Here is a 25104-nt window from a genome sequence, read left to right as displayed (position 1 = left end):
ACTTGACACGGGTTCAGTAGCGGGGGATCGTGGCCTTATTGGATTCGGATTCAATAGGGGGACGTCGTGGACACGACCGGCATTCCGCACCGGCCGGGCCGCCTGCCGGTGATCGGTGACCTGATCGGCGCGAACCCGCGCACGCCGTTGCAGGACACCCTGCGCATCGGCCGGAAGATCGGGCCGGTCTTCACCCGCAAGGTCTTCGGCTTCGAGATCGTCTTCGTCGGCGGCGTCGACCTGGTCACCGAGCTGAACGACGAGACGAAGTTCGGCAAGCACGTCGGCATGGGCATCGAAAACCTGCGCGCGGTCGCCGGGGACGGCCTGTTCACCGCCCACACTCACGAGCCGAACTGGCGGCTGGCGCACGACATCCTGCAGCCGGCTTTTTCGGCCGAGGCGATGCGCCGCTACCACCCGGTGATGCTGGACGTCGCCCGCGAGCTCGTCGCGCGCTGGGACACCGCGACCGGGCCGGTCGACGTCGCCGCCGACATGACCCGGCTGACCCTGGAGACGATCGGGCTCGCCGGGTTCGGCTACCGGTTCGGGTCGTTCGAGCGCGCCGAACCGCACCCGTTCGTCACCGCGATGCTGCGGTCGTTGCGGTTCGCGCAGCTGCAGAACGTCAAGCTGCCGTTCGTCCGGCGCGCGTTCGCCGGGACGGCCGAGCAGAACCGGGCCGACATCGCGGTGATGACCGACCTGGTCGACGAGGTCATCGAAGGGCGTCGCACCAGCGGTGAGGAGAGCCGGGATCTGCTCGGGTTGATGCTCACCGAGGGCCACCCGATGACCGGGGAACGGCTGGACCCGGTCAACATCCGCAACCAGGCCATCACGTTCGTCGTCGCCGGCCACGAGACGACGTCCGGCGCGCTGTCGTTCGCGTTGTACTACCTGACGCGGCATCCCGAACTGCTGGACAAGGCCCGCGCCGAGGTCGACGCCGTCTGGGGCGACCGCGAGCCCGCCTTCGGAGACGTCGCGAAGCTGCGTTACGTGCGACGCGTCCTCGACGAGGCGATGCGGCTCTGGCCGACGGCGCCGGGCTACTCACGCGAAGCCCGCGAAGACGTCGTCCTCGGCGGGAAGTACCGGCTGCGCAAGGGCGACTGGGTGATCGTGCCGCTGCCGCTGGTCCACCGCGACCCGGCGGCCTGGGGGCCGGACCCCGAGGCGTTCGACCCGGACCGCTTCGAGCCCGCGGCGGTGAAGAAGCGGCCGGCGCAGGCGTACAAGCCGTTCGGGACGGGCGAGCGCGCCTGCATCGGCCGCCAGTTCGCGCTGCACGAAGCCGTGCTCGCGCTCGGCATGGTGTTGCAGCGCTACGACTTCGAGGCCGACCCGTCGTACGAGCTCAAGATCGTGGAGTCCCTGACGCTCAAGCCGAGCGGGTTCACGTTGCGGCCCCGGGTGCGGGATCGGGCGACCGCGACGGCTTAGGAACGCAGGTACCGGACCTGTGAGCCCTTCTCCCGCTCGAACTCGTCCCGTCCGGCCAGGTGCTCGGGGACACCGACCTCCCACCACGCGCCCGCTTCGGTCCACGTCGACGGCTGGGTCTTGACGACCACGACCGCCGGGCGCTTCTCGGCCACCGCGGCTTCACGCGCCTTCGCGTACTCCGCGCGGACGTCGTCCACTGTGGACGCCGTGAACACCAGGCAGCCCAACGATTCCGCGTGGCGAGCGAAGTCGACGCGCGGTGGGGCCGCGTGCGAGGTCGTGCAGTCGGCGTAGAAGTTGTTGAACGGCTTGCCGCCCTGGCCCTGCTGGAGCCGTGCGATCACCGCGTAACCGTCGTTGTCGCAGACCACCGCGACGAACGGGTGCCCGGCGAACGCCGCCGAGAACAGCTCCGAGTTCAGCATCAGGTACGAGCCGTCGCCCAGCAACGTCGTGACCAGGCCCTCGTGGGCGATCGCCGCGCCCCACGCGCCGGACAGCTCGTAGCCCATGCACGAGAAGCCGTACTCGACGTCCATGCTCACCGAGCCGGACCCGCGCCAGCCGCCGATCAGCTCGCCCGGCATGCCGCCGGACGCCGTCATGACGTAGTCGTCCGCGTCCGAGAGGTCGTTGACCACGCCGACGACCTGGGCGTACGACGGGATTTCCCCGGCGGCCGACCGCAGCGAGTCGATGTGCGCGTCCCACTTCGCGCGCTCGGTCGCCGCTCGCGACGTCCAGTCCGGATCGACCCGCCAGCTCTCCAGCTGCGCGCCGAGGTCGGCCAGGCCCGCGTCCGCGTCGCCGACCACCGAGAGGGCGCCGTGCTTGACCGCGTCGAACCTCGCCGCGTTCAGCGTGACCAGGCGGACGTCGGGGGAGAAGACCGTCCAGGACGCCGTGGTGAAGTCCTGCAGCCGGGTGCCGACGGCCAGCACGACGTCCGCCTCCGCCGCGACGACGTTCGCCGACGTCGAGCCGGTGATCCCGAGCGGTCCGGCGTTGAGGTCGTGCGTGTGCGGCACGAGCGTGCGGCCTGCGGTGGTCTCGGTGACGGGAATGCCGTGACGCTCGGCGAAGTCCAGCGCGCGCCGCCCGGCGCCGGAGTAGCGGACGCCGCCGCCGAGCACGAGCAGCGGGCGCTTCGACGCGCGCAGGACCCCGGCCGCCTCGGTGACCGCCCGGCGGTCCGGCCGCGAGCGCAGCGGCCGGTGCGTCACCGGCTCGAACAGGGCCTCCGGGAAGTCGTACGTCTCGGCCTGGACGTCCTGCGGCAGCGCCAGGACCACCGGGCCGGCGTCGGCCGGGTCCGTCAGCACCCTCGCGACCTGCGGCAACGCCGAAAGCAGCTGCTCGGGCCGGGTGATCCGGTCGAAGTAGCGGCTGACCGCGCGGAAGGCGTCGTTGACCGTCGCGGTGCCGTCGCCGAAGGGCTCGATCTGCTGCAGCACCGGGTCCGGCGCGCGGCTGGTGAACGTGTCACCCGGCAGCAGCAGCACCGGCAGCCGGTTCGCGTGCGCGACCCCGGCGGCGGTGACCATGTTCAGCGCGCCCGGCCCGATCGACGACGTCACTACGCCGACCTGCCGCCGGTGCGTCGCCTTCGCGTAGCCGACCGCGGCCAGCGCCATGCCCTGCTCGGTGTGGCCGCGCCAGACCGGGATGTCACCGCGGTGCTCCTCCAGCGCGGTGCCGAGCCCGAGGACGTTGCCGTGCCCGAAGATCGCGAAGACGCCCGGGAAGAGCGGGACCTCGCGGCCGTCGAGGGTTTCCGAACGCTGGGCGAGGATCCAGCGGACCAGCGCCTGAGCCGTCGTCAGCTTCACTGGACACGTCCCTCGTGGTCGGTCACCGGGCAGCGCGGGTCGAGGTCCTGCGACTTCCACATGTCGCGGATCCACGTGTGCGCCGGGTCGTCGCAGAACGCCATCGACCGCTCCTCGGCGGGCCCGGCCAGGACGTTCAGGTAGTACATCGGGTAACCGGGCGCCGCGACGCACGGACCGTGATAGCCCCGCGGGATCAGGAAGACGTCGCCGTCGCGCACCGCGACGTCCTCGTCCAGCTCACCGTCCGCGGTGTACGTCCGGTGCAGGCCGAAGCCCTCGCGTGACGGCGTCACGCCGTCTTGGCCGGCGATCCGGAAGTAGTAGATCTCCTCGTTGACGACCTCGCACTCGGACGCCTCGTCGTGCTTGTGCGGCGGGTACGACGACCAGTTGCCGCCCGGCGTGATCAGCTCGCACGCGTTGAGCTTGTCGGCGTGGTCCCACACCCCGGGCACGCCGAAGTTGGTCACCTGCCGCGTCGCCTGGCCGCTCCCGCGGACCTCGACCGGGACGTCTTCCGCCGGGCCGTACTTCGGCGCGAGCCGGCGGGTGCAGCGGGCCATCGGCAACGCCACCACCGCGCCCGTGGCCGACGTCAGCTCGACCTCGGCGTCGCGCGGGACGTAGGCGAAGTCCGTGACGCGGGTGAACACCGAGTCACGGCCCTCCAGCTCGAACTCCTCGTCGTCGACGCGGACGGTGAGCGAGCCGGACAGCGGGAGCACGAACGCCTCGAACTCGCCGGTCTCGATCGTGCGGGGGAGCCGCCTGCCGATCTTGAGCACCTGCAACCCGGTGTACGCCCAGCCGGCCGCTTCCGGCGTCAGCACGATCGGGTCGGAGTCTTCGGAAAGCGTCCCGTGTGGACGGTGCAGCGTGCTCACTTCGCGGCCTCCAGAACCTTCGCGGCGGCATCGACGGCCGCGCCGACGTCACCGTCGGGCGGGTAGAGCAGGGTGCGGCCGACGACCAGGCCGCGCACGACGTCGTGGCGCAGCGTCCGGCCCCACGACACGAGGTCGCCGGCCGGGTCACCCGAGGGCACCCCGCCGAGGATGACGACCGGGAGCGTCGTCGCGCCGAGGACCTCGGGCGAGTCGGTCGAGGGCAGCTTCAGCCAGGTGTGCGCCGACGTCGTGCCGATGCCGGATGCCACCGTGACGGCCCGGGCCAGCGACGCGGGATCCTTCTGCAGCACCAGTTTCCCGCCCTCGCGGGTGTAGGGCAGCGGCTCGACCATCGCCATCAGCCCGTACGCGGCCAGCTCGGTGACGGCGGTCGCGCACGCCTGCAGCGTCGGGATCGTGCCCGGGTCGGAGTCGACCAGGCGCAGCAGCATCTTGCCGCCGTCGAGCCCGCAGTCGATCAGGCTCGCGGCGTCGTAGCCGGTGAACCGGTCGTCGATCTCCCAGTCCGCGCCGGCCAGGCCGCCGCGGTTCATCGAGCCGATCACGACCTTGTCGTGCAGCGCGCCGAGCAGCAGCAGCTCCTCGACGACGTCCGGGGTGCCGAGCAGCCCGTCGACCGCCGGGTTGGCCAGCGCGACGAGCAGCCTGTCCAGCAGGGTCCGGCGGTCGGCCATGGCGAGGGGGTCCTCGCCGACCCCCAGCGCCCCACGGGCCGGGTGGTCGGCCGCGACCAGGAACAACGTCCCGGAGTCGGACAGCAGCTTCGAACGGCGTTTGCGCGTCGCGTAGGCCTGGCGGACCGCGCCCGGGTGGGTGGCCCGGGTGTGCAGCAGCTCGCGCCAGCGGTCGTCGGTCAGCAAGGACGTCACAGCAGTTCCTCGATCTCGGCGGCGGTCGGCATCGCGTCGGCGCAGGCCAGCCGGGACGCGACCAGCGCGCCCGCGGCGTTCGCGTACTCCGCGATCCGCACCGGGTCCCAGCCGGACAGCAGCCCGTGGATCAGGGCGCCGCCGAAGCCGTCACCGGCGCCGAGGCCGCAGACGACCTCGACCCGCTGCGGCGGCACCGTCCAGCGGCCGTCCGGCGTGGCGACGAGCACGCCGTCCGCGCCCTTCTTGATCACCGCGAGCCGCAGCCCGCGCTCCAGCATCCGATCGGCCGCCGTGTCGGGGTCCGCGGTGCCGACGGCGACCTCGGCCTCGGTCCGGTTGCCGACCGCGACCGTGACGTGGTCCAGCATCCCGCCGATCTCCTCGCGGGCCTGCTCGACGGACGTCCAGAACATCGGCCGGTAGTCCAGGTCCAGCACGGTGTGCTCGCGGCGTCCCCGGGTTGCGAGGATCTTCCGCTGGGTCGCCCGGGCCGGTTCGACGGAAACGCCCGTGCCGGTGACCCACAGCAGCGGCACCGACTCGACGACGTCCCACGGCACGTCCGCCTCGGTGAGCGTGAGGTCGGGCGCGACGGGGGAGCGGTAGAACAGCAGCGGCGGGTCCGCGGGCGGGTTCAGCTCGCAGAACACCACCGGCGTCTGCAGGTCCGGCGAAGTGCCCACATAGGACGGTGAGACGTCGAAGCCCTCGAGCGCCTGCCGGACGTAGTCGCCGAAGCCGTCCGGGCCGACCTTGGTCAGCACCGCCGCCGACCGCCCGAGCCGCGCGGCGGCGACCGCGACGTTGGTCGCGGTCCCGCCGAGCGACTTGGCGAAGGTGCTGACCTCGGCCAAGGGGACGCCGCTCTGCTCGGGGTAGAGGTCGACACCCACCCGGCCGATCGTCAGCGCTTCGAGACTCATGGCGTCTTTTCCACCTGCCGCAGCTCGTGTTCCAGGGCTTCGAGTTCCGCGCCGCCCGCCATCTGCCGGGTCAGCTCGTTGATGTCGATGTCCTTCTTCTCGTACGAGCCGAGCGGCGCACCCCGCTTGAGCAGCAGGAACCGGTCGGCGACCGGGAACGCGTGGTGCGGGTTGTGCGTGATCAGCACGACGCCGAGCCCGCGGTCGCGGGCCTGGGCGACGTACTTGAGCACGACGCCGGCCTGCTTGACGCCCAGCGCCGCCGTCGGCTCGTCGAGGATCAGCACCTTCGCGCCGAAGTACACCGCCCGCGCGATCGCGACGCACTGGCGCTCACCACCGGACAGCGTCCCGACCGGCTGCTCGACGTCCCGCAGGTCGATGCCCATGTCGGACAGCGCCTGCTTGGTCGTCTCGCGGCCCTTCCTGCGGTCGAGCGCCTTGAACGGGCCGAACCCGATCGTCGGCTCGGAGCCGAGGAAGAAGTTCCGCCAGACGCTCATCAGCGGCACCACCGCGAGGTCCTGGTACACGGTCGCGATGCCGTGGTCCAGCGCCTCGCGCGGCGAAGCGAACTTCACCGGCGTGTCCTCGACCAGGAACTCGCCGCGGTCGTGCTGGTGCACCCCGGCCAGGATCTTGATCAGCGTGGACTTCCCGGCGCCGTTGTCGCCGAGCACGCAGGTCACCTCGCCCGCGTTGACCACAGTGGACACGTCCCGCAGCGCGATGACACTGCCGTAGGTCTTGCCGATGTCGCGTACTTCGAGCAGAGGACTCATCGCCGCACCCTTTCCGCGCGCCGCCGGAAGGCGTTGTTGACCAGCACCGCGGCCAGCAGCATGATCCCGAGGAACAGCATGAACCAGTCGCTGTTCCACTGGGCGAACACGATGCCCTGGCGCGCCATGCCGAAGATCAGCGCGCCGATCGCCGCGCCCACCGCCGAGCCGAAGCCGCCGGTGAGCAGGCAGCCGCCGATCACCGCGGCGATGATGTACTGGAACTCGAGCCCGATGCCCTGGTTGGCCTGCACGCTGGCGAAGCGCAGGATGTTGATCGAGCCGACCAGCCACGCGCCGACGGCGGTGCCCATGAACAGCAGGATCTTCGTGCGCACCACCGGCACGCCGACCGAGCGGGCCGACACCTGCGACCCGCCGACCGCGAAGATCCAGTTGCCGAACCGGGTCCGCAGCAGCAGCCACGCGGCGATCGCCGTCACGACGATCCACCACACGATCGACGACTGGAACTCGGTGCCGCCGATGTCGAACGTCGAGGCGAACAGCCCGCCGGCCGACTCGTACCCGCTGGTCGAGCGCATCCCCGACACCTGGACGGTGTCGGTGACCAGCCGCGTCACGCCGAGGTTCAGCCCCTGCAGGGCCAGGAACGACCCCAGCGTGACGATGAAGCTGGGCAGGCCGGTCTTCATGACCAGCCACCCGTTGAACGCGCCGACGCCGAGCGCGAACACCAGCGAGACCAGCAGCGCGAGCCAGACGTTCCAGCCCGCCTGCGTCGCCAGGATCGCGGTGACCAGCGACGTCGACGCCGTCATCACACCCGCCGAGAGGTCGAACTCGCCGCCGACCATCAGCAGGGCGACCACCACGGCCATGATGCCCAGCGTCGACGAGTCGTCGAGCCAGGTCGCCACGCCGAGCGGGCTGAGGAACTGGCCGGTGACGACCGAGAAGAAGACGAACACCAGTACGGCGCCCAGCAGCGCCCCGATCTCCGGGCGGACCACCAGGCGGTCCGTCAGGCTCTTCTTCGCTATTCGTTCGTCGGGTTGTGCCTGGATCGCTGCGGTCATTTCACTGTCCCCTTATCGGGTGCCGCGCTGCGCGTACGGGGCCACGGTGTCGATGTTGGTCTTGTCGACGAAGCCCGGTCCGGTCTGCACCGGGTGGCCGCCCCCGATGGTGTTGCCGTTCTCCTTGTACAGCTTGAGGAACACGATCGGCAGGTAGCCCTGCTCGTACTGCTGCTGGTCGACGGCGAACAGGATGGTGCCCGCCTTGATGGCGGCCACGACGTCGGCGTTCAGGTCGAACGTCGCCACCTGCGCCTTCGAGCTGGCCTCCTTCGCCGCGTCCACCGCGCGGGCCGCGACCTGCGAGTTCAGCGCCAGGACCGCGTCGATCGACGGGTCGGCCTGCAGCGCGCCGCGGATCCGCGCCTGCGCGTCGGTCGGGTTGGAGATGTCGACCTGCAGCGTGGAGACGTTGCCGAAGGTCTGCTTCGCGCCGTCACAACGCTGGTTCTGGCCGATGTTGCCGGCCTCGTGGATCACGCAGAGCAGCTTGGTCTTGCCGGCCGCCTTGAGCCGCTGCCCGGCGCCCTGGCCCGCGAGGCCCTCGCTCTGCCCGACGTGCGCGATCGCGCCGAACGACGCGCTCTGGTCCTCGCCGGAGTTGATCGTCACGACCGGGATGCCGGCCTTGACCGCGTTCTGGATCGAGGTCTGCAGCGCCTGCGGGTTCGCCATCGAGACGACCAGGCCGCCGACCTTCTGCGCGACGGCGTTGTCGATCAGCTTGGCCTGGTTGCCGGGGTCGCCGTCGGAGTAGTAGTCGACGCCGACGTTGAGGTCCTTGCCCGCCTGCTCGGCGCCGTTCTTCACGACGTTCCAGAACGCGTCGCCTGCACTCCCGTGGGTGACCACTGCGATCTTGAGCGGGCCGCTCGAGCTCGGGGGCGCGGCGGCCGAGGAATTGGCGCTGGAGCTGCTGCTCGAGTTGTCGGCACTCGGCCCGCTGCAGGCGGCGAGCACCAGTCCGGTGGCGGCGACGGCCGCCACCACGGCGAAGCTTCTCTTGAACGAAAACACAGTCACTCCTTTGGGACCAGTTAGAGGGATTCCACGATCTTCGCGAGTTCGGCCAGGCTCCGCTCGGTGTCGCGGCGAGGCACGTCGTCGGGGCTCGCCGCGCCGAGGGCGGTGTCCTGTTCGAGGACGTACCAGCCGTCGTAGCCCGCGGCCTGGACGGAGCGCACCATCGACGCCACGTCCACGTCGCCCTCGCCGAGCGGCACGTAGAGCCCCCGCCCGACCGCCTCGGTGTAGCCGAGGCTTCCCGCGCGCACCTCGGCGGCGAGGTCTTCGCGGACGTCCTTCAGATGCACGTGCTCCACCCGTTCGGGGAAACGCTTCGCCAGCTCGACCGGATCGGTCCCGCCGATCATCAGGTGCCCGGTGTCCAGGCACAACCCCAGATCGGAGTCGGCGAGGAAGCGCTCGACCTCGGCCTGCTGCTCCACGTGGGTCCCGACGTGCGGGTGCAGCACCGTGCGCAGGCCGTGGCCGCGCGCGATGTCCCGGATCTGGCCGGCGGTCTCGACGAGCGTCGCCCATTCGGTGCCGCTGAGCTGCGGGCGCGCGTCGTACCCGTCGAGCCCGGTGGCGGCGGCGAGCACGAGGACGTCACCCCCGCACGCGGCGAACAACGCGGCGGACTCTTCGGCTTCGGCCAGGGCTTTCTCTTGTTCGGTGTGCAGCACGACGGCCAGGAAGCCGCCCACGAGCTTGAGGTCGTACTTCCCGAGGAGCGCCCGCAGCTCGGCCGGGTCGCGGGGGAGGTACCCCGGCGGGCCCAGCTCGGTGGCCTGGACGCCGAGTTCGGCCATCTCGCCCAGCACGGTCGGCGCGTCCAGCATCCGGCCCCAGCCCGGGACTTCGCAGACACCCCAGGAGATCGGGGCGGCGGCTACTCGGATCGTCGCTGACACAGAGGGCCTCCGTTGGTCCGTTGGAGCGCTCTATTGATTAGAGCGCTCTAATCTTGTAGCGTCCGTCACAGCAAGTCAAGGCCCGAGTTTTCCGAGATCAGGGGAGGTGCGGTCATGCGCCCGACGATGGAGGACGTCGCCGCGCGAGCGGGAGTTTCCCGCGCACTGGTCTCGCTGGTGATGAGGAATTCACCGAAGGTGTCCGACACGCGCCGGGCCGCCGTGCTGCGCGCGGCCGAGGAGCTCGGGTACCAGCCGCACCTCATGGCGCGGTCGCTGGCGAGCCGGACGTCGACGGTGCTCGGCGTGATGGTGAACGACCTGCGCAACGCGTTCTTCGCCGACATCGTCGAAGAGCTGGACACCGCCGCGCAGGCCGCGGGCTTCGACCTGATCCTCAACACGGGCGGCCGCAGTCCCACGCGCGAGTGGAACGCCCTGCACAACCTCCTGTCCTTCCGCCCGGCCGGCATCGTCCTGCTGTCGCCGGTCGTGCCGGCCTCGGCGATCCAGGTCGCGGCCAAGCAGTGCCCGGTCGTGCTGGTCTCGCGCACGGCCCGCGCGTCCACAGTGGACACGGTGAACGACGACGGCGAGGCGGGCTCCGCGCTGGCCGTCGACCACCTGGTCGGCCTCGGCCACCGGCGCATCGCCCACCTCGACGGCGGGGGCGCGGCCGGGGCGGCGCAGCGGCGGCGCGGCTTCGAGACCGCCATGCGCGGCCACGGGCTCGAGCCGATCGTGGTGCGCAGCGAGCACACCGACGTCGGCGGGGAGAACGCCGTGCGGGAACTGCTGGCCACGTACTCGCGCCCGGACCTGCCCACGGGCCTGGTCTCCGGCAACGACTTCAACGCCGTGGGGGCGATCTCGGCGCTCGAGGAAGCCGGGTTGCGCGTGCCGGAGGACGTTTCCGTCGTCGGCTACGACAACACGTCGCTCGCCGCGTTGCGGCACCTTTCGCTGACCACGATCGACCAGTCGCGCAAGGACATGGCCCGGCTGGCCTTCGAAGCCCTGATCGAGCGCGTGCGCGGGGAGCGCACCGAACCGGTCCGGCACCTGCTGCACCCGTCACTGGTGGTCCGCGCGACCACCGCCCGAGCTTAGGAGCGATCGTGCCCGAACTCGTCCACCACTGGATCGACGGCGCCCGCACCCCCGGGGTGTCGCCCCGCCGGGGCGACGTCTTCCAGCCCGCGACCGGCGAGGTGGCCCGGCAGGTCGTGCTGGCCGGCCAGGACGACGTGGACGCCGCGGTCGCGTCGGCGGTCAAGGCGTCGCTCGACTGGTCCGACAGCTCGCTGTCGGCCCGCACCCGCATCCTGTTCAAGTTCCGCGAACTGGTCGACGCGCACCGCGACGAGCTCGCCGCGCTGATCACCGCGGAACACGGCAAGGTGCTGTCGGACGCCGCCGGTGAGGTGCAGCGCGGTCTCGAGGTCGTCGAGTTCGCCTGCGGCATCGCCCAGGTCCTCAAGGGTGAGCGCTCCGACCAGGTCTCCCGCGGCATCGACGCGTACTCGCTGCGCCAGCCGCTCGGTGTCGTCGCCGGCATCACGCCGTTCAACTTCCCGGTGATGGTGCCGATGTGGATGTTCCCGATCGCCATCGCCTGCGGCAACACGTTCGTGCTCAAGCCGTCCGACCGCGACCCGTCGGCGTCGGTCCGGCTCGCCGAGCTGTTCGACGAGGCCGGGCTGCCGCCGGGCGTGCTCAACGTCGTCCAGGGGGACGCCGAGGCCGTCAACGCGCTGCTGGTGCACCCCGACATCGCCGGGGTGTCGTTCGTCGGGTCGACGCCGATTGCCCGCCACGTCTACGAAACCGGCACGGCCGCGGGCAAGCGCGTGCAGGCCCTCGGCGGTGCGAAGAACCACATGATCGTGCTCCCGGATGCCGACCTCGACGGCGCGGCCGATGCGGCGGTGTCCGCGGGCTACGGCAGCGCGGGGGAGCGGTGCATGGCGATCTCGGTCGTCGTGGCGGTCGGCGACCGCGGTGACGAGCTGGTCGAGGCGATCGCGTCACGGACCCGCGAGCTGAAGACCGGGCCGGGTACGGACTCGTCGTCGCAGATGGGGCCGGTGGTCACCGGCGCCGCGCGCGACCGGATCGTGTCCTATGTGGACGCAGGGGAGAAGGCGGGCGCGTCCCTGGTCGTCGACGGCCGGACGTTCGACGGGCCCGGCGCCGGGTTCTGGGTCGGGCCGACGCTGTTCGACCACGTCACGACCGACATGTCCGTCTACACCGACGAGATCTTCGGCCCGGTGCTGGTGGTCGTCCGCGCCGACAGCTTCGAGGAGGCCCTCGCGCTGGTGAACGCCAACCCGTACGGCAACGGCACGGCCATCTTCACCACCGACGGCCTGGCCGCGCGCGAGTTCGAGCGCCGCGTGCAGGTGGGCATGGTCGGCATCAACGTCCCGATCCCGGTCCCGATGGCCTACTACTCCTTCGGCGGCTGGAAGGACTCGCTGTTCGGCGACACCCACGTCCACGGCGCCGAGGGCGTCCGCTTCTACACCCGGGCGAAAGCCGTCACGTCACGCTGGCCGCGTCAGGCACGGGGCGTCGACCTGGGCTTCCCCACGCACGGCTGAACTTCGCAGACACAGGAGGGTTTACGACGATGAGGTTGGGACTGGCGGGCACCGGGCGGATCGGCACCGCGCACGCGGAGACGCTCAAGGGGTTCGACGAGGTCGAGTCGGTCGTGGTGGCCGACGTCGATCACGCGCGCGCCACCGCGGCGGGGGCGAAGCTGGGAGTGGAGGTCGCGGCGAGCATCGAGGGGCTGTTCGCCGCGGGACTCGACGGCCTGGTCGTCACCGCGGCCACCGACGCCCACCCGGGGCTGATCATCGCGGCCGTCGACGCGGGCCTGCCGGTGTTCTGCGAGAAGCCGGTCGCGGCCGACATCCCGGGCACCCTGGCGGTGATCGACCGGATCGGCGCGTCGGACGTCCCGGTCCAGATCGGCTTCCAGCGCCGGTTCGACGCGGGGTACGCGGCGGCCCGGGCGGCCGTCGAGTCGGGTGAGCTGGGCTGGCTGCACACGCTGCGCGCGACGACGTTCGACCCGGCGCCCCCGCCGGCGGAGTACGTCGCGCACTCGGGCGGGCTGTTCCGCGACTGCGGCGTCCACGACTTCGACGTCATCCGCTGGGTGAGCGGCCGTGAGATCGAGGAGGTCTACGCGATCGGCGCCAACCGCGGTGAGCGGTTCTTCGCCGACGCGGGCGACGTCGACACGGCGGCGGCGACCCTCACCCTGGACGACGGCACCTTGGCAACGGTGTCGCTGACCCGCTACAACGGCGCGGGGTACGACGTCCGGCTGGACGTGCTGGGCTCGGCCGCGAACGTCGTGGTCGGCATGGACGACCGGGCGCCGCTGCGGTCGGTCGAACCAGGCGTCCCGCTGCTGCCGGGCCCGCCGTACCCGGGTTTCATGGAGCGCTTCCGCCCGGCGTACACCACGGAACTGAAAGCGTTCCTCGACGTCGTAGCCGGTCGAGCCCCTTCGCCGTGCGTCGCGGCCGATGCGCTCGAAGCGTTCTACATCGCCGAAGCCTGCGAGGTCTCCCGGCGGGAGCGCCGCCCGGTGAAGCTGGCGGAGGTCCGCCGCTGACTCCGTGACGGAGAGGTCGACACGCGTGATTGCGGAGTCGACACGCGTGATCAGAGGGACGACACGCCGCGGGCCGGTCGTGTCGTCGCGCCCATCACGCGTGTCGACCCGCCAATCACGTGTGTCGACCTTGTGATCACGGGCGGAGGAGTTTGCGGACTGTGCGTTCCACCAGGTCGGCGGCTTTAGGCGGGGGTGTGCGGCCGGTCGAGAGGTAGCGGTGGACCACCGCGCGGGGGATCTCGACCAGGGCCAGGACCACGTCCTCGTCGGTGCAGCCGGTGAGCGGGGGCAGGGCGATCGTCGCGCGTTTCAGGACCTTGCGGAGTTCCTCCTCCGCCGCAGTCACGGCGGTGACGGCCTCGGGTGACCAGTCGGCGGGGCCGAAGGCCTGCTTGCCCGCGTCGAGTACGCGCGCGCCGTCGGGGTGCTTGCGGCACCAGCGGACGACGCTCGTCGCGGCCTCGACCGCCGCGTCCACCGAAGCCGCGTCGCCCAGCGTCTCGACGAACAGGTCCTGGAAGTCGCGCAGGGTGCGGAGCCAGAGCGCGGCCAGCAGCGCCGGGCGGTCCGGGAAACGGTGGTAGATCGAGCCGTTCGGCGCGCCCGCGGCCTTGGCCGTCGCGGCCATCGTGACCGCGCGGGCGCCGCCTTCGGCGAACAACGCCGTGGCGGCGTCGAGGAACTGTGCCGGGGTGTGCGTCGCGGGCCTGCCCATGGTTCTGGAGACTATCCTCTGATACGTTCTGGAGGACAGTCTCCAGAACGGAGGTTTGCGCCATGGTCCGCAACGTCCACACCCGGCGGTTCCCGCACCCTGTGCCACCCGAGCTGCTGGCCGGCCTCGGCACCCCGGACGACCGGCTCTGGCCGGTCGCCGACTGGCCGCCCACCCGCCTCGACGGCCCGCCGGTCCCCGGCACGACCGCGGGCCACGGCCCCGTCCGGTACGTGCTCGAGGAGGTCGAACCCGATCGCCTGCGGTTCCGGTTCACCGCGCCGAAAGGCCTGCACGGCTACCACGAATTCACCGCCGACGACGGAACGCTGACCCACGTCCTGGCCGGGACGCTCCACGGCTGGGCCCGGCTGAGCTGGCCACTGGTGTTCCGCCCCCTGCACGACGCGCTCCTGGAACAGCTCCTGGACCGCGCCGAACTGGCGGTGACCGGCCGGGTCGCCCGGCCGGTGCGCTGGTCGCCGTACGTCCGGTTCCTCCGCACGCTGGCCACTATGCGCGCCGGACGGCTGAGTCCGGCCGATCACGCCTGATCGGCCGGGCCCTCGGTCAGTGCGTTTCCGCCGCGCAGAAGGTGTCCCGCGCCGGACGTTCGCCCGTCACCAGGAAGTTCGTCACCGCGGTGTTGGCGCACTGGTTGCCCGCCACCACGTAGACGCCGTGGCCGCCCTCGTCGGCGGTCACCATCCGGGCCCGGTTCCCGAAGGCCGCGCGCAGCTTGCGGGCGTTCACCAGCGGGGTGCCCGGGTCACGCTGGTTCTGCACCAGGAGCACGTTCGACGGGCCGTTCCCGGTGATCCGCACCTTCGGCTCGGTGGCCGGGGTCTGCCAGTACGCGCACGCCGAGATGTTCGCCGTGGCCGCGCCGAGCATCGGGTAGCGGATCCGGTCGATCGCGACGTCGGCCTGGTAGCTCGCCAGCGACCGCGGCCAGCGCGAGTCGGTGCAGACCACGGCGAGCCGGGCGGCCAGCATGTTCTCGGTGATCTCGCCCGTGAGCTTCGGCGTCTCGCCCTTGTCCAGCGCCTGCCACGCCGCCGCGAGGTCCGGGAACTGCGCGTCGCCGTAGGAGTAGCTGAACGCCAGCCCGCGGAAGGCCGAGCCGTCGATCCCCGCGACCGGCGCCTTCTCCAGGCGGGCGGCCAGCTCGAAGAACTTGGCGGTCACCTGGGCGGGGGTGGTGCCCAGCCCGTACTCCGGGTGCGCCGCGGCGAACTTCGCGAAGTCCGGGAACCGGTCCTGCAGGCCCCGGGAGAACGCGTGCATCGCGTCGATGTCGTAGCCGCCGGGCCCGAGGTTGCTGTCGAGCACGATCTTGTCGCCGTTACGCGGGAACATCGTCGTGTACACCGCGCCCAGGTACGTGCCGTAGGACGCGCCCAGGTAGGAGAGCGTGGGCTCGCCCAGTGCCTCCCGGATGCGGTCCATGTCCCGCGCGGTGTTCGCCGTGGTCACGTGCGGCAGCATCCAGCCGGTCGAGGACGTCGCGCACTGCCGGGCCACGGCCTTCGAGATCTGCGCCTGCTCGACGACGTCGGCGGGGTTCTCGGGGTAGGGCAGGTTGCCGACCGCCTGCTGCTCCGGCGTCAGGTCGCAGGTGACGGGCGCACTGTGCCCGATGCCGCGCGGGTCGAAGCCGATGACGTCGTACTGGTCCCGCACGCTCTGCGGCAGCGGCGCCGGCAGGCTCGGAATGGCCAGCAGCTGCGGGTAGTCCAGGCCTTCGACGCCGGGGCCGCCGGGGTTCGTGAACAGCACGCCGCGCCGCTTTTCGGGGTGCTTGCTCGGCAGGCGCGAGACGGCGATGTCGATCTTGCGGCCGCCGGGGTCGCGGTAGTCCAGTGGAACCGGCAGTGTGGTGCACTCGAGATCGGGCGTGGGGAAGGCACCCGCCGGACAGGGCCCCCACTTCAGCCCGCCCGCGGCCGGCGCGGCCGAGGCGGCGGGCACCACCGCCGTCGCGGCGACCGCGACGACGGCGGCCGCCAGCAGGATCTTCTTCATCGGTGTCGTGGACATGCCCCGATTCCAGCGGGCCGGACGCGATCCGGGCAGTGTGCCGGCGTCACGAGCGCCGGTGACGTGGTGTCACTGGCGCCCGGCGGAGCGCCCCCGCTATGGCCCGGGTCACGAACTGTCCCCGGAATGGCCGAATCGTGGGGCCTCACCGGGTGTTCGGGCAGGTCAGGGCCGGTAAGGGCGGTTCGTGACGTTGATGTCCCGATGTCCGGGACCGCTAGTCTCGGCGCAGCGGCCGGGGAGGGCCGCACGACGAGGGGGACCGGGAACGCCGAGGGGCGTCCCGACCGACGCCGTGTGCCGATGCCCGGTCGTGTCCGGTAGTTCCACGCGACCCAGGGGTAGTTCAGCATGCGAAGACACAGAGTCCTGTTCGCCGCGGTCCTCGCCGCCGCCGGTGCGCTCCTCGTCCCGGCGTCCGCTTCGGCACTGGCGGGCGGTCAGCCGGTCCAGGACGGCGCCGACCGGTTCGCCGCCAAGATCACGACGGACACGGCGTCCTGCTCCGCCGCGCTCGTCGCTCCACAGTGGATAGTCACGGCCGCGGGGTGCCTGCCCGGTGCCGGCGCGCAGCCCGCCCCGCCCGCGAAGCCCGCCACGGTGGTCGTCGGGCGGGCCGACCTCCGCACGAACGCCGGCCAGGTCCTGCGGGTCACGTCGGTGGTCGCCCGCGCCGACCGGGACGTCGCGCTGGCCAAGCTCTCCTACCCGGTGCCCGGCGTCACGCCGCTGCCGATCGGGTCCGCGGCCCCGGCGGCCGCGGAAACCCTGCGGCTGGACGGCTTCGGCCGCACCACCACGGAATGGGCCCCCGACCGCCTGGCGACCGCGCCGTTCACGACCGGTGCCGCCACCGCGACGACGATCCCGCTGACCAGCCCGACCGGCGACGACCCGTGCCTCGGCGACGCCGGCGGCCCGCTGCTGCGTTCGCCGAACGGCCGGGTCGAGCTCGCGGGCGTCGCGACCGGGTCGTGGCAGCACAACTGCCTGGCCGTCACCGGGACGCGGCAGGGTTCGGTCGCGGCCCGCACGGACGACATCGCCGGCTGGATCGCCGACCAGGTCGCGCCCCGGATCGTCCGGTTCGCCAACCACTTCTCCCACCGGTGCCTGGCCGTGCAGGGCGCGAACAACGTCAACGACGCGCCCGCGTTCCAGCACGACTGCCCGGGCGCCTACGAGGACCAGGCGTGGGAGCTCGAGCCGCAGCCCGCGGGTGGCGTGCTGCTGCGCAACCACTTCACGAAGCGCTGCCTGATCGTGCACAGCGCGAACAACGTCAACGGCGCGCCGCTGGTCCAGTTCGACTGCCTGCCGCAGTTCGCCGACCAGCTGTGGGACGTCGTCCCGGTCGACGGCGGCGTCCAGCTGCGCAACCGCGTGACGAACCGGTGCGCGGTGGTGTTCGGGTCGGACGACCGCAACGGCTCGCCGGCCGCGCAGTTCGACTGCCTGCCCCAGTTCGCGGACCAGGTCTGGGAGGTCTCCGGCCGGCCGGACACGGTCCAGGCGGTCAACAAGTTCTCGCAGCGCTGCCTGGCCGTTCAGGGGTCGAACAACGTCAACGACGCACCGGCGTTCCAGTACGACTGCACGGCGAGCTTCGCGGACCAGGCGTGGGAGCTCGACCCGCAGCCCGCGGGCGGTTTCCTGCTGCGCGACCACGCCACCAAGCGGTGCCTGATCGCGCACGCGTCGGACAACACCAACGGCGCGGCGCTCACGCAGTACGACTGCCTGCCGCAGTTCGCCGACCAGCGGTGGGACGTGGTCAGCGTGACCGGCGGTGTCCAGCTGCGCAACCTGGGCACCAACCGGTGCGCGGTGGTGTTCGGGTCGGACAACCGCAACGGCTCGCCGGCCGCGCAGTTCGACTGCCTGCCGCAGTTCACCGACCAGGTCTGGGACCTCGTCCCGGTTCCGTCGACCTGATTTGACCTGGCGGGGACGCGGGCCCGGCCCGGGTCCCCGCCTCGGGCCGGATCAGCGGGTCAGCTTCGGCAGGATCTCCGTGCGGACGTACTCCAGCGCGTCCCGCTCGGGCAGGATGTGCGGCCCCTGCACCCACCGCACCCCGTGCCGCACCGCGGCCGCCGTCAGGCGCTCGCGCAGCGGGCCCACCACTCCCGCGCCCAGCACCAGCGCGTCCACCAGGCCCAGCCGGGACAGCGCCGCCTGCTCCGAAGCGACGCCGTCCGCGGCGAGACCCGCCGCGGACAGCGCCGCCGTCACCCTCGAGACCGTGGCCGGGTTGCGGCCGAACAGCAGCACCTTCATGCCACCCAGCCTGGTACCTCAAGAGGACTCGAGGTCAAGCGAGTTCGAGCGTCGGGTGGTACATGTCGATCCAGTGGTACAGGTCGAGCAGCCGGTCCAGGCCGATCCGGGCCGCCGGGTCCATGGTCGCCGGGTCCACTTCGGACACCCGGTGCGCCCACGCCTTGTCGACCAGCCCGAACACCGAGTGGTTCGGCTCCGCGAGGACCTCCTTGACCTGCTGCTGCAACGCCGCCGCGTAACCCGGGTCCTGCGTCGAGGGGTACGGGCTCTTCACGCGGTCCCGCACCGAGTCCGGCAGCACGTGCTTGGTCGCGTGCCGCAGCAGGCTCTTCTCCCGGCCGTCGAACGTCTTCAGCGACCACGGCGTGTTGTAGACGTACTCGACCAGCCGGTGGTCGCAGAACGGCACGCGGACCTCCAGGCCCACCGCCATCGACGCGCGGTCCTTGCGGTCGAGCAGCATCCGCACGAACCGGGTCAGGTGCAGGTTGCAGATCGTCCGCATCCGCGCCTCGCGCTCGGACTCGCCGTCGAGGTGCTCGACCCCGGCGACCGCCGTCGCGTACTGGTCCGCGACGTAGGCCTCGAGGTTCAGCTTGCGGACCAGCTCCGGCGTGTACAGCGATGCCCGCTCGTCCATCATCGACGACCGGAAGGCCAGCCACGGGAACGTGTCCGCGTTGACGGCCTTCTCGTCGTGGAACCAGCGGTAGCCGCCGAACACCTCGTCGGCCGACTCGCCCGACAGGGCCACCGTCGACTCGCCGCGGATCGCCTTGAACAGCAGGTACAGCGACGTGTCCATGTCGCCGAGCCCGGCCGGGATGTCGCGGGCCTTCAGCACCGCGCGCCGCACCGCCGGGTCGCTCAGCTCCGCCGGGTTGAGCATGACGTCCTGGTGCGCGGAGCCGACCAGGTCCGCGACGTCGCGGATGAACGGCGAGTCCGCGGTGTCCCGCATCTCGTCCGGCTTGAAGTTCTCCTCCTGGCCGAAGAAGTCGACGGAGAACGTGCGCAGCTGCTCACCCTGCTCGGCCAGCCGCGCGGCGGCCAGGCCGGTGACGGCGCTCGAGTCGAGCCCGCCGGACAGCAGCACGCAGCGCGGGACGTCGGCGACCATCTGGCGGTGCACGATGTCGGTCATCAGCTCGCGGACGCGCTCGACCGTGGTCTCCTGGTCGTCCGTGTGCTGCTTCGCGTCGAGCTTCCAGTACGTGCGGGTGCGGACGCCCTCGCGCGACACGGTGACGATGGTGCCGGGCTGGACCTCCTCCATGTCCTTCCACAGCGACCAGCCGGGACGCTTGGTGAACGCCAGCAGCTCGCGCAGGCCGTCGGTGTCGACGACCTTGCTGGCGAGCGGGTTGGCCAGGATCGCCTTCGGCTCCGACCCGAACAGCACGCCGTCCCGGGTGGGGTAGTAGTAGAACGGCTTGATGCCCATCCGGTCGCGGATCATCACGAGCCGGTCGTCGCGCTCGTCCCAGATCGCGAAGGCGTACATGCCGTTGAGGTGGTCGACGACCGCGTCGCCCCACTGCAGGTAGCCGTGCAGCACCACTTCGGTGTCGCTGTCGGTCTCCCACTTGTGGCCGAGCTTCGTGAGCTCGTCCTTCAGCTCGGTGAAGTTGTAGGTCTCACCGCTGTAGACCATCGCGACGTCACCGTTCGGCGTGTGCACGGACATCGGCTGCCGGCCACCGGGCAGGTCGATGATGGCCAGCCGCCGGTGTCCCAGCGCGACGTGCGTGCGCACCCAGGTGCCCACGTCGTCCGGGCCGCGGCAGGCCATGGTCTCCGTCATCGCGTCGACCACGTCCTGACGGCGGGTGAGGTCGGCGTCGTAGGAAACCCAGCCGGCGATACCGCACATGTGTACCCCTCCCAAACAGATACTTAGCTAGTACAACTATCGGTAACACAGGTGTAACACGGCGCGAAGATCTTGTCTGCCCGAATTGCACGTTCCGCACTCATTCGGTCACCCACTGTGCCGTGAGTCACTCACCAACCGCGACGGCGCCGTGGCGAAGGCAAACGCTTGCGTGACCGGCGCCACCCGCCATAAAGACGGCGTAAATGCGCATCAGGACGGCGTTAACGCGCCGTCAGCCGGCCTCCGCACCGGCCTCTCGCAGCCGCACAGTGGCGTCGTCCCTGGTCACCGAAAGCGGTGACCTGTCCTGAGAGGTGCCTAGTGGCCGACTTGCTCTACGCCGTTCTGATGATCGGCATCTTCGTAGTTATCGCGCTGGCCCTGCGTGGCTTGGAGAAGCTGTGAGTGGCGCGGGCACCGTGGCCAACGTCGTCGGCGGACTGCTGGCGCTGGGCCTTCTCGTCTACCTGTTCGTCGCCTTGATCAGGCCGGAGAAATTCTGATGTCCGACACCACGGCCGGGCTCGTCCAGCTCGGCCTCCTCCTCGTCGCCCTCGCCGTGGTCTACCGGCCGCTCGGCGACTACATGGCGCGCGTCTTCTCCACCGGGAAGCACCTGAAGCTCGAGAAGGGGCTCTACAAGCTCTTCCGGGTCAACCCGGACGCCGAGCAGCGGTGGCCGACCTACGCCGCCGGCGTGCTCGGCTTCTCGTTCGTCTCGGTCGTCCTGCTCTACCTGCTGCAGCGGCTGCAGCCGATCCTGCCGTGGGGCCTGGGCCGCGGCTCGGTGAGCCCCGGCGTCGCGTTCAACACGGCGATCTCCTTCGTCACCAACACGAACTGGCAGTCCTACGTCCCCGAGACGACGATGGGCCACTTCGTGCAGATGGCCGGGCTCACCGTGCAGAACTTCCTGTCCGCGGGGGTCGGCCTGGCCGTCGCCATCGCGCTGACCCGCGGGTTCATCCGCTCGCGGACCGACCGGCTCGGCAACTTCTGGGTGGACCTCACGCGCGGCACCGTCCGCGTACTGCTGCCGATGGCCTTCGTGTTCGCGCTCGTGCTCGTGGCGCTGGGCGTCGTCCAGAGCCTCAAGGCGGGTGTCGCCGTCACGAACCCCGACGGCAGCCGGAGCACCATCGCGCTGGCCCCGGCGGCGAGCCAGGAGGCGATCAAGGAGCTCGGCACCAACGGCGGCGGCATCCTCAACGCCAACTCGGCGCACCCGTTCGAGAACCCCAACGCGTGGACGAACCTGATCGAGCTGTTCCTGATCCTGGTGATCCCGGTCAGCCTGACCCGCACGTTCGGCAAGCTCGTCGGTAAGCCCAAGCAGGGGTACGTCCTGCTCGGCGTGATGAGCCTGCTCTGGGCCGCCTCGCTGGCGATCATCTGGTTCTCCGAGGCCAAGGCGAGCAACCCGGCCGCGCTGGCCGCGGGGGCGAGCATGGAGGGCAAGGAACAGCGGTTCGGCATCTCGGGCACGTCGATCTTCGCCGACACCACGACCGGCACGTCCACGGGCGCGATCAACGGCGCCCACGACAGTCTCTCGGGGCTCGGCGGCGGTGGTCCGCTGCTGAACATGCTCTACGGCGAGATCTCGCCGGGCGGCGTCGGCACCGGCCTCTACGGCATCCTCGTGATGGCGATCATCGCGATGTTCCTGGCCGGCCTGATGGTCGGGCGGACGCCGGAGTACCTGGGCAAGAAGCTCGGCAAGCGCGAGGTCACCTGCGCGGCGATCTCGATGCTGGCCATGCCGACGGTCGTGCTCCTCGGCGCGGGCATCGCGCTGATGCTGCCGGGCACCGCGGGCGCGCTCGGCAACAGCGGCGCGCACGGCCTGTCCGAAATCCTCTACGGCTACGCCTCGACCGGCAACAACAACGGCAGCGCGTTCGGCGGCCTGACCGCGACGAGCGACTGGTTCCAGTCGTCGTTCGGCGTCGCCATGGCGCTGGGCCGGTTCATCCCGATCGTCGCCGTGCTCTGCCTGGCCGGTTCCCTGGCCGCGCAGAAGAAGGTCCCCGAGACCGCGGGGACGCTGCCCACCACCGGGCCGCTGTTCGCCACCATGCTCACCGGCACGGTGGTGCTCGTCGCGGCCCTCACGTTCATCCCGGCGCTCGCGCTCGGGCCCATCGCGGAGGCACTCGCATGACCGTCACCGAAGAACGACCTCAGGTGACCCAGGAAGAACACACCGGTCGCGTCGGCGCCGGGGTCTTCAGCCCCCGCCAGCTCTGGACGTCGCTGCCGGACGCCTTCCGGAAGCTCAACCCCAAGCACCAGCTCGCCAACCCGGTGATGTTCGTGGTGTGGGTCGGCTCGGCGCTGACCACCGTCTTCGCGGTGACCGACCCGAGCGTGTTCACCATCCTGATCGCGATCTGGCTGTGGTTCACGGTCCTCTTCGCGAACCTCGCCGAAGCCGTCGCCGAAGGACGCGGCAAGGCGCAGGCGGAAAGCCTGCGGCGGTCGAAGAAGGAGACCGTCGCGCGGCGTCTCACCGCGAACGGCGAAGAGCAGGTACCGGGCGTCGAGCTGAAGATCGGCGACCTCGTGGTCGTCGAGGCCGGCCAGGTGATCCCGGGTGACGGTGACGTCGTCGAGGGCATCGCGACCGTCGACGAGTCGGCGATCACCGGCGAGTCCGCGCCGGTCATCCGCGAGTCGGGGGGTGACCGCAGCGCCGTCACCGGCGGCACGACCGTGCTGAGCGACCGGATCGTCGTGAAGATCACGACCAAGCCGGGTGAGTCCTTTGTGGACCGCATGATCGCTCTGGTGGAAGGCGCTTCCCGGCAGAAGACGCCGAACGAGATCGCGCTGACCATCCTGCTGGCCACGCTGACCATCATCTTCCTGCTCGCCGTCGTGGCGCTGCAGCCGATGGCCGGCTACTCGGGCAGCGAGCAGTCGGTGATCGTGCTGACCGCGCTGCTGGTCTGCCTGATCCCGACGACGATCGGCGCGCTGCTGAGCGCCATCGGCATCGCGGGCATGGACCGGCTGGTGCAGCGCAACGTCCTCGCGACGTCCGGCCGCGCAGTTGAAGCCGCGGGCGACGTCTCGACGCTGCTGCTCGACAAGACCGGCACGATCACCTTCGGCAACCGCCGCGCCACCGAGCTGATCCCCGTGGGCACGTCCACGCCGGACCAGCTCGCGCGGGCCGCCCGGCTGGCCAGCCTCGCCGACGAGACGCCCGAAGGACGCAGCGTCGTCGAGCTGACCGAGGCCCACGCGGGTGACGACGTGCACGGCGAGTTCGTCCCCTTCACCGCGCAGACCCGGATGAGCGGGCTCGACGTCGGCGACCGGCGGATCCGCAAGGGCGCCGCTTCCGCCGTGCGCGCGTGGGTGCGTGACAACGGCGGGCAGTTCCCCGACGAGACCGAGCGGGTGGTCGACGAGATCAGCGCCCAGGGTGGCACGCCGCTGGTCGTCGCCGAGGACACCGTGGTGCACGGCGTGATCCGGCTGTCGGACGTCGTCAAGCCCGGCATGAAGGAGCGCTTCAAGGAACTGCGGGCGATGGGCATCAAGACGGTGATGATCACCGGCGACAACCCGCTCACCGCCAAGGCCATCGCCGCGGACGCGGGCGTCGACGACTACCTCGCCGAGGCCAAGCCCGAAGACAAGATGGCGCTCATCAAGAAGGAGCAGGAGGGCGGGCGCCTGGTCGCGATGACCGGCGACGGCACCAACGACGCCCCCGCGCTCGCGCAGTCCGACGTCGGTGTCGCGATGAACACCGGCACGTCGGCCGCGAAGGAGGCCGGCAACATGGTCGACCTCGACAGCGACCCGACGAAGCTGATCGAGATCGTCGAGATCGGCAAGCAGCTGCTGATCACGCGCGGCGCGCTGACGACGTTCAGCGTGGCGAACGACCTCGCGAAGTACTTCGCGATCCTGCCGGCGATGTTCACCGGCATCTTCGCCCAGCTCGGCGCGCTCAACATCATGCACCTGGCCACGCCGAGGTCGGCGATCCTCTCCGCGGTCATCTTCAACGCGCTGATCATCGTCGTGCTGATCCCGCTGGCCCTGCGCGGCGTGCGGTACAAGCCGTCGTCGGCCTCCGCGCTGCTGCGCCGCAACCTGCTCGTCTACGGCCTCGGCGGCATCGTCAGCCCCTTCCTCGGGATCTGGCTGATCGACCTGCTCGTGCGCCTCATCCCTGGAATCGGGTGAACTCGTGAACACTCTCGTCAAGCAGACCTGGGCCGGGCTGCGCGTGCTGGTCGTCATGACCGTCCTGCTCGGCGTGCTCTACCCCCTGGCGGTGTGGGCCATCGCCCGCATTCCGGGGCTGGAGGGCCACGCCGAAGGCTCGGTCGTCACGCAGAACGGCCAAGCCGTCGGGTCGTCGCTGATCGGCGTAGACCCGGTGCCCGCCGACCCGGCGAAGGACCCCTGGTTCCACAACCGGCCCTCGGCGCTCTCGAAGGACGCGCTCGGCCCCGGCGACCCGTCGACGTCCGGCGCGTCCAACAAGGGCCCGTACAACGAGGACCTCGTGAAGACCATCGGCGAACGCAAGGACGCCATCGCGAAGCGCGAAGGGGTGTCGCCCGATCAGGTACCACCGGACGCGGTGACGGCGTCGGGCTCCGGGCTCGACCCGTCGATCAGCGTGGCCTACGCCGACCTCCAGATCGCCCGGGTCGCCCGGGTGACCGGGGTGCCGGCGGACCGGGTGAAGCAGCTCGTCGAGGCGAACACGTCGGGCGCCGGGATCGGCATCCCCGGGGTGAATGTGCTCCAGCTCAACTTGGCCGTGCAAGGTGCGGCCGGAGGGGCACACTGACAG

General features: G+C 71.0%; 22 protein-coding genes. 10 read left to right on the top strand and 12 right to left on the bottom strand.

The genetic code is table 11. The features are described from left to right. The first annotated feature begins 66 nt into the window (after positions 1-66). Positions 67-1449: a cytochrome P450 gene (locus VA596_RS30745; protein WP_323331700.1), complete on the top strand. Its 1383-nt coding sequence runs from the start codon at positions 67-69 to the stop codon at positions 1447-1449. Here the strand turns inward: VA596_RS30745 and iolD are convergent. Genes iolD through VA596_RS30705 form a run of 8 tightly spaced genes read right to left on the bottom strand, consistent with a single transcriptional unit; the run spans position 1446 to position 9725 of the window. Next, entirely contained in the window at positions 1446-3281 is a 1836-nt protein-coding gene (iolD, locus tag VA596_RS30740; RefSeq protein WP_323331699.1) for a 3D-(3,5/4)-trihydroxycyclohexane-1,2-dione acylhydrolase (decyclizing), read from the bottom strand. The genes VA596_RS30745 and iolD overlap by 4 nt on opposite strands. After that, positions 3278-4168 (bottom strand): 5-deoxy-glucuronate isomerase, encoded by an 891-nt coding sequence (iolB, locus tag VA596_RS30735; protein WP_323331698.1) that lies wholly within the window; start codon positions 4166-4168, stop codon positions 3278-3280. The genes iolD and iolB overlap by 4 nt, the downstream gene beginning before the upstream one ends. Further along, the gene (locus VA596_RS30730) at positions 4165-5061 is read right to left on the bottom strand and encodes a Cgl0159 family (beta/alpha)8-fold protein (protein ID WP_323331697.1); all 897 of its coding nucleotides are present in this window, start codon (positions 5059-5061) and stop codon (positions 4165-4167) included. Before VA596_RS30730 ends, iolB begins: the two co-directional genes overlap by 4 nt. After that, entirely contained in the window at positions 5058-5987 is a 930-nt protein-coding gene (gene iolC / locus VA596_RS30725) for a 5-dehydro-2-deoxygluconokinase (RefSeq protein WP_323331696.1), read from the bottom strand. Before iolC ends, VA596_RS30730 begins: the two co-directional genes overlap by 4 nt. Continuing rightward, entirely contained in the window at positions 5984-6769 is a 786-nt protein-coding gene (locus VA596_RS30720; protein WP_323331695.1) for an ATP-binding cassette domain-containing protein, read from the bottom strand. Before VA596_RS30720 ends, iolC begins: the two co-directional genes overlap by 4 nt. Continuing rightward, entirely contained in the window at positions 6766-7809 is a 1044-nt protein-coding gene (locus VA596_RS30715) for an ABC transporter permease (protein WP_323331694.1), read from the bottom strand. The genes VA596_RS30720 and VA596_RS30715 overlap by 4 nt, the downstream gene beginning before the upstream one ends. A gap of 12 nt (positions 7810-7821) precedes the next feature. Beyond that, the gene (locus VA596_RS30710; RefSeq protein WP_323331693.1) at positions 7822-8826 is read right to left on the bottom strand and encodes a sugar ABC transporter substrate-binding protein; all 1005 of its coding nucleotides are present in this window, start codon (positions 8824-8826) and stop codon (positions 7822-7824) included. 20 nt (positions 8827-8846) lie between these two features. Then, positions 8847-9725 carry a TIM barrel protein gene (locus VA596_RS30705; protein WP_323331692.1) on the bottom strand — a complete coding sequence of 293 codons (879 nt, stop codon included), beginning with the start codon at positions 9723-9725 and terminating at the stop codon, positions 8847-8849. Positions 9726-9839: 114 nt separating this feature from the next. Here VA596_RS30705 and VA596_RS30700 point away from each other — a divergent pair, with 114 nt between their 5' ends. From VA596_RS30700 to VA596_RS30690, 3 genes are read left to right on the top strand one after another with little or no spacing between them, the layout of a single operon-like run. Next, complete coding sequence (locus VA596_RS30700; protein WP_323331691.1) at positions 9840-10835, top strand: LacI family DNA-binding transcriptional regulator; 996 nt, start codon at positions 9840-9842, stop codon at positions 10833-10835. An 8-nt stretch (positions 10836-10843) separates the two neighbouring features. After that, positions 10844-12331 (top strand): CoA-acylating methylmalonate-semialdehyde dehydrogenase, encoded by a 1488-nt coding sequence (locus VA596_RS30695; protein ID WP_323331690.1) that lies wholly within the window; start codon positions 10844-10846, stop codon positions 12329-12331. A gap of 29 nt (positions 12332-12360) precedes the next feature. Continuing rightward, entirely contained in the window at positions 12361-13362 is a 1002-nt protein-coding gene (locus tag VA596_RS30690; RefSeq protein ID WP_323331689.1) for a Gfo/Idh/MocA family protein, read from the top strand. A 136-nt stretch (positions 13363-13498) separates the two neighbouring features. On the opposite strand, the gene VA596_RS30685 is transcribed toward VA596_RS30690, so the two are convergent. After that, positions 13499-14080 carry a TetR/AcrR family transcriptional regulator gene (locus VA596_RS30685; protein ID WP_323331688.1) on the bottom strand — a complete coding sequence of 194 codons (582 nt, stop codon included), beginning with the start codon at positions 14078-14080 and terminating at the stop codon, positions 13499-13501. A 62-nt stretch (positions 14081-14142) separates the two neighbouring features. Here VA596_RS30685 and VA596_RS30680 point away from each other — a divergent pair, with 62 nt between their 5' ends. Then, positions 14143-14634: an SRPBCC family protein gene (locus VA596_RS30680; protein ID WP_323331687.1), complete on the top strand. Its 492-nt coding sequence runs from the start codon at positions 14143-14145 to the stop codon at positions 14632-14634. Between the two features lie 16 nt (positions 14635-14650). On the opposite strand, the gene VA596_RS30675 is transcribed toward VA596_RS30680, so the two are convergent. Further along, positions 14651-16105 (bottom strand): alpha/beta hydrolase, encoded by a 1455-nt coding sequence (locus VA596_RS30675; RefSeq protein ID WP_323331970.1) that lies wholly within the window; start codon positions 16103-16105, stop codon positions 14651-14653. Between the two features lie 366 nt (positions 16106-16471). Here VA596_RS30675 and VA596_RS30670 point away from each other — a divergent pair, with 366 nt between their 5' ends. Continuing rightward, on the top strand, positions 16472-18055 hold the full coding sequence (locus tag VA596_RS30670; RefSeq protein WP_323331686.1) for an RICIN domain-containing protein: 1584 nt from the start codon (positions 16472-16474) through the stop codon (positions 18053-18055). Between the two features lie 51 nt (positions 18056-18106). Here the strand turns inward: VA596_RS30670 and VA596_RS30665 are convergent, their stop codons facing one another. After that, positions 18107-18400, bottom strand: a complete 294-nt coding sequence (locus VA596_RS30665) for a hypothetical protein (RefSeq protein ID WP_323331685.1) — start codon at positions 18398-18400, stop codon at positions 18107-18109. A gap of 34 nt (positions 18401-18434) precedes the next feature. Next, positions 18435-20276 (bottom strand): asparagine synthase (glutamine-hydrolyzing), encoded by a 1842-nt coding sequence (gene asnB, locus VA596_RS30660; RefSeq protein ID WP_323331684.1) that lies wholly within the window; start codon positions 20274-20276, stop codon positions 18435-18437. Between the two features lie 404 nt (positions 20277-20680). Between asnB and kdpF the strand changes: the two genes are divergently transcribed. The 4 genes from kdpF to VA596_RS30640 are packed head-to-tail and all read left to right on the top strand — an operon-like array spanning position 20681 to position 25101. Beyond that, positions 20681-20782: a K(+)-transporting ATPase subunit F gene (gene kdpF, locus VA596_RS30655; RefSeq protein WP_247062298.1), complete on the top strand. Its 102-nt coding sequence runs from the start codon at positions 20681-20683 to the stop codon at positions 20780-20782. Beyond that, a complete protein-coding gene (kdpA, locus tag VA596_RS30650; protein WP_323331683.1) occupies positions 20782-22443 on the top strand; it encodes a potassium-transporting ATPase subunit KdpA in 1662 nt (553 codons plus the stop codon). The genes kdpF and kdpA overlap by 1 nt, the downstream gene beginning before the upstream one ends. Next, positions 22440-24485, top strand: coding sequence for a potassium-transporting ATPase subunit KdpB (gene kdpB, locus VA596_RS30645; protein ID WP_323331682.1), 2046 nt, complete (start codon positions 22440-22442; stop codon positions 24483-24485). Before kdpA ends, kdpB begins: the two co-directional genes overlap by 4 nt. A 4-nt stretch (positions 24486-24489) precedes the next feature. After that, entirely contained in the window at positions 24490-25101 is a 612-nt protein-coding gene (locus tag VA596_RS30640; RefSeq protein WP_323331681.1) for a potassium-transporting ATPase subunit C, read from the top strand. Positions 25102-25104 lie beyond the last annotated feature (3 nt).

It is taken from the genome of Amycolatopsis heterodermiae (assembly GCF_034929455.1).
GTDB classification, from domain to species: domain Bacteria; phylum Actinomycetota; class Actinomycetes; order Mycobacteriales; family Pseudonocardiaceae; genus Amycolatopsis; species Amycolatopsis heterodermiae.
Note: the sequence above shows the minus strand (reverse complement) of the source record. Positions and strands in the feature narration are given on the sequence as shown.